This window comes from Promicromonospora sp. NPDC060271 (genome assembly GCF_042726755.1).
Classification (GTDB): Bacteria; Actinomycetota; Actinomycetes; order Actinomycetales; family Cellulomonadaceae; genus Promicromonospora.
Window position 1 is genome coordinate 1 of sequence record NZ_JBHXBG010000266.1, and the last position, 4704, is coordinate 4704.

Sequence of the window (4704 nt, forward strand, 5' to 3'; positions counted from 1 at the left end):
CGTCCGGAGGGGCGGCCCGGCCGACAGCGTCCGGTTACGTCGTCGCCGGCTCCTCCACCGCCGGGGCGGCGAACTGGCTCGCGTACAGCCGCGCGTACGCGCCGTCGGCCGCGAGCAGGTCCTCGTGCGACCCCTGCTCCACGATGTCGCCGTGTTCCATCACGAGGATCACGTCGGCGTCGCGGATGGTCGACAGGCGGTGCGCGATGACGAACGACGTCCGGTCCTTGCGCAGCCGGTTCATGGCCTCCTGCACCAGCACCTCGGTGCGGGTGTCCACGGACGACGTCGCCTCGTCGAGCACCAGGATCGCCGGGTCGGCGAGGAACGCCCGCGCGAGCGTGAGGAGCTGCTTCTCCCCCGCGCTCACGCTGGAACCCTCCTCGTCCACCACGGTGTCGTAACCGTCGGGCAGGGTCCGGACGAACGGGTCGACGTGGGTCGCCCGGGTCGCGGCCAGGAACTCCTCCTCGCCGACCGTGGCGCCGTCCGGCACCCCGTACCGCAGGTTCTCCTCGATGGTTCCCTTGAAGAGCCAGGTGTCCTGCAGCACCATCCCGACGGACGAACGCAGGTCGTCGCGCGACATGTCCCGTGTGTCCACGCCGTCCAGCGTGATACGCCCGCCGTCCACCTCGTAGAACCGCATGAGGAGGTTGACCAGCGTCGTCTTGCCCGCGCCCGTCGGGCCGACGATGGCGATGGTCTGGCCGGGCTCCGCGACCAGGTTGAGCCCGGTGATGAGCGGCTGGTCGGGCGTGTACGAGAACGTGACGTCCTCGAACGCGACCCGCCCGCGCACCGGCTCCACCTTCTGCGACTCGGCCGGGTCGGCGGTCTGCTCGGGCGCGTCCAGCAGGTCGAACACCCGCTCGGCGGAGGCGACGCCGGACTGCAGCAGGTTCATCATCGAGGCGACCTGCGTGAGCGGCTGCGTGAACTGGCGCGAGTACTGGATGAACGCCTGCACGTCACCCAGCGACAGTGTGCCCGACGCCACGCGGAGCCCACCGATGACCGCGACGATCACGTAGTTCAGGTTCGCGAGGAACCCCATCGCCGGCTGGATGGTGCCCGAGATGAACTGCGCCTTGAAGCTCGCCCCGTACAGCGAGGCGTTCTCCTTGGCGAAGGCCTCGGCGGTGGACTCCTGGTGCCCGTAGACCTTCACGAGAGCGTGGCCCGTGAACGACTCCTCGATGTGCGCGTTGAGACGCCCCGTTGCCGCCCACTGCTCGACGAACTGCGGCTGGCTGCGCTTGGCGATCTGCATCGTCATGACAACGGACAGCGGCACCGTCACCAGCGCGACCAGCGCGAGGATCGGCGAGATCCAGAACATCATGAAGAGCACGCCGACCACGGTGAGCGCCGCCGTGACGAGCTGCGCGAGGGTCTGCGTGGTCGTCTGGGCCACGTTGTCGATGTCGTTGGTGACGCGCGACAGGATCTCGCCGCGCTGCTTGGCGTCCACGTACGACAGCGGGATGCGGTGCAGCTTCGCCTCCACCTGGTCACGCAGGTCCCGCATGGTGCGCTGCACGACGCCGGTGGTGATGCGCGCCTGCAGCCAGCCGAACAGGAACGCCCCGACGTAGGCGGCGACTACCCAGCCGAGCGTCTGCGCCAGCAGCATGAAGTCGATGCCCTGCCCAGGGACGACACCAGGGACGCCGGACAGCAGGTCGGCCATCTGGTCCTGGCCCTGGGCCCTGAGCGCCTCGATCGCCTGCTCGGTCGTCCCGCCCGCTGGCAGCTGCGCCCCCACGAAGCCCGCGAAGATCACGTTCGTCGCGTCGCCGAGCAGCTTGGGCCCCAGCACGGTGAGGGCCACCGAGCCGATCCCCAGCACCATGAGCACGACGACGTTCAGCCGCTCGGGCCGCAGCGAGCCGGCGAACCGGCGCAGCGACCCCTTGAAGTCCAGGGGCTTCTGCACGGGCATGCCCATGTTGCCCATCGGCCCGGGTCCCGGGCGCGGGTTGGGCGGGCCGGGTGGCGCCGCCGGCGCGGCCTTGGTCGTCTTCTCTTCCCCGCTCACGCTGCCTCCTCCAAGCTCATCTGGGACGTCACGATCTCCTGGTACGTCGGGTTGTCGGCCAGCAGCTCCGCGTGCGTGCCCCTGCCGACGATGCGGCCGTGGTCGAGCACCAGGATCTGCTCGGCGTCGCGGATGGTCGCCACCCGCTGCGCCACGATGATCGTCGTCGCATCGCGGGTCTGCGGCCGAAGCGCCGCCCGCAACCGCGCGTCGGTCGCGTAGTCGAGCGCGGAGAAGCTGTCGTCGAACAGGTAGATCCGCGGGCGCCGGATCACCGCCCGCGCGATCGCCAGCCGCTGCCGCTGCCCGCCGGAGAACGTGGCACCGCCCTGCGCCACCACCGCCTCCAGACCGCTGCCGTTCTCGTCGCCCAGCGCCTCGACGAAGTCGCGGGCCTGCGCCACCTCGAGCGCCGCCCACATCTCCTCCTCGGTGGCGTCGGGCTTGCCGTACCGGAGGTTGTCCGCGATGGTCCCGGTGAACAGGAACGCCTTCTGCGGCACCAGTCCCATGAGCGAGCCCAGGTCGCGCTGCGTGACGTCGCGGACGTCGATCTCGTCGACGCGTACCGTCCCGCCCGTCGCGTCGAACAGCCGCGGCACGAGGTTGAGCAGCGTCGACTTGCCGGCACCCGTCGAGCCGATGATCGCGGTGATCTGGCCCGGCTCCGCGGCGAACGTCAGGTCGTGCAGCACGGGCGCCTCGGCGCCCGGGTAGCGGAACTCGACGCCCTCGAAGGTGACGCGACCGCGTGGGCCGTCCGCGCCGGTCGAGCCGTCCTCGCCGGCCGGGCCTGGCGGGACCAGCCGCACCGGGCGCTCCGGGTCGACGACCGACGACGTCGTCTCGAGGACCTCCCCGATCCGCTCCGCCGCGACGGCCGCACGCGGGATCATCATGAAGATCATCGTGGACATCATCACGGCCATGAGGATGTACATGAGGTAGCTCAGGAACGCCGTCAGGGAGCCGATCTCCAGGCCCCCCGCCTCGATCTCGCGCGCGCCGAACCACAGCACCGCCACCGAGGACATGTTCATGATGAGCATGACCACGGGGAACGTGAGCGCCATCAGGCGGCCGGCGCGCAGCGAGGTGTCGAACAGCTCCTCGTTGACCGTGCCGAAGCGTTCCTTCTCGCGGCGTTCACGCACGAACGCGCGGACCACACGGAGGCCGGTGATCTGCTCGCGCAGCACGGAGTTGATGGCGTCGATGCGCTTCTGCATGCGCCGGAAGTGCGGCACCATCCGCCAGACGATGACGCCGGCCGTCGCGGCCAGGACCGGCACGATGACCAGCAGGAGGCCGGACATCGTGACGTCCTCGGACAGTGCCAGGATGACTCCCCCGACCAGCATGATCGGCGCCATCACCATGATGGTGAACGTCATGAGCACGGTCATCTGGACCTGCTGCACGTCGTTGGTGCCGCGTGTGATGAGGGTCGGCGCGCCGAACTGCGCCATCTCCCGCGCGGAGAACGTCTGCACGGTGTGGAACAGGTCGCGTCGCAGGTCCCGGCCGAACGCCGTGGCGACCTGCGCGCCGAAGTAGACGGCGACGACGGAGGCCACGACCTGGCCCAGCGACACGACGAGCATCCAGCCGCCGGTGCGCCAGATGTGGCCGATGTCGCCGACCACCACTCCGTCGTCGATGATGTCCGCGTTCAAGCTGGGCAGATAGAGCGCCGCGAGCGTCTGCACCAGCTGCAGGACGAGCACCGCTACCACCGCCCAGCGGTACGGGCCCAAGTACTTTCGGGCAAGCGTGACAAGCATTTAGATGCAGTTCCCTTCGAGGCTGGGGGCTGGAGAACCAGGGGTGGGGACGCCCGGTGCCGCAGTACCGGAGGCTGCTGCGTCCGGGCGTGCGGGGCCAGGCTTTTTCGCCGGCTCGTCCGGTGGACCGGCGAGGCCGTTCACGAGGGCGTCGGCCAGCACGTGGGCGGGCACAACGGGGAGCAGGTCGTCGAGCCGGTGGTGCGTACCCGCGATCGCCGACTCGACCAGCGAGATCGCCACCTCGACGGGCACACGCAGGCGGTGCAGGTCGGGCGCGAGGACGGCGGTGATGCCCTCGACGGTCGCCGCGTGCTGGCTCGCACGCTGGGCCATGAGCCCGTCGCGGAACTCCGTCATCCGGCGGCGCGTCGCGTCGTCGTCGACCGGGGGCAGGGTCACCCGCAGCTGCCGCAGCACCGACATCCACCGCATGACCTCCGCCATCCGGTCGCGGCCCGCCTCGATCACGAGCGCGAGCCGCCGCTCCAGCGGGAGCGCCGAGTCGATCGCCGTGAGCTCCGCGAGCGTCTCCTCGGGCCCGGCTGCGCGGTGCAGCCCTTCGACAGCTACCGCCCCGACCAGCGCCGTCTTGTCGCCGAAGGCCCGGAACAGGGTGCCCTCCGCGACACCGGCGGCCTGCGCCAGCTCACGCGACGTGACGTCGGCTCCACGCTCCCCGACCAGCGGGAGCACCGAGTCGACGATCGCCGCCTTGCGGTCCTCGGGCGCCATCGGGGCTGCCCGCCGTCGTGCGTTGTCCATGCCCCGACGCTAAATGAGTGAGCACTCACTCCGCAACTCGTTATCCGGGGAGCGTAAGAACGACGAAGTAGAGCGCCTGTCCGGCTCCCCCTGGTGTCACGGGGAGAGTCGGAC

General features: G+C 70.2%; 3 protein-coding genes. All 3 read right to left on the reverse strand.

Annotation, left to right across the window (positions count from 1 at the left end; genetic code table 11):
* Positions 1-34 precede the first annotated feature (34 nt).
* Positions 35-1960, reverse strand: coding sequence for an ABC transporter ATP-binding protein (locus ACFWE2_RS24520; protein WP_377226822.1), 1926 nt, complete (start codon positions 1958-1960; stop codon positions 35-37).
* 77 nt (positions 1961-2037) lie between these two features.
* Positions 2038-3825 (reverse strand): ABC transporter ATP-binding protein, encoded by a 1788-nt coding sequence (locus ACFWE2_RS24525; RefSeq protein WP_377226820.1) that lies wholly within the window; start codon positions 3823-3825, stop codon positions 2038-2040.
* Positions 3826-4590, reverse strand: a complete 765-nt coding sequence (locus tag ACFWE2_RS24530; protein WP_377226821.1) for a TetR/AcrR family transcriptional regulator — start codon at positions 4588-4590, stop codon at positions 3826-3828.
* Positions 4591-4704: the final 114 nt, after the last annotated feature.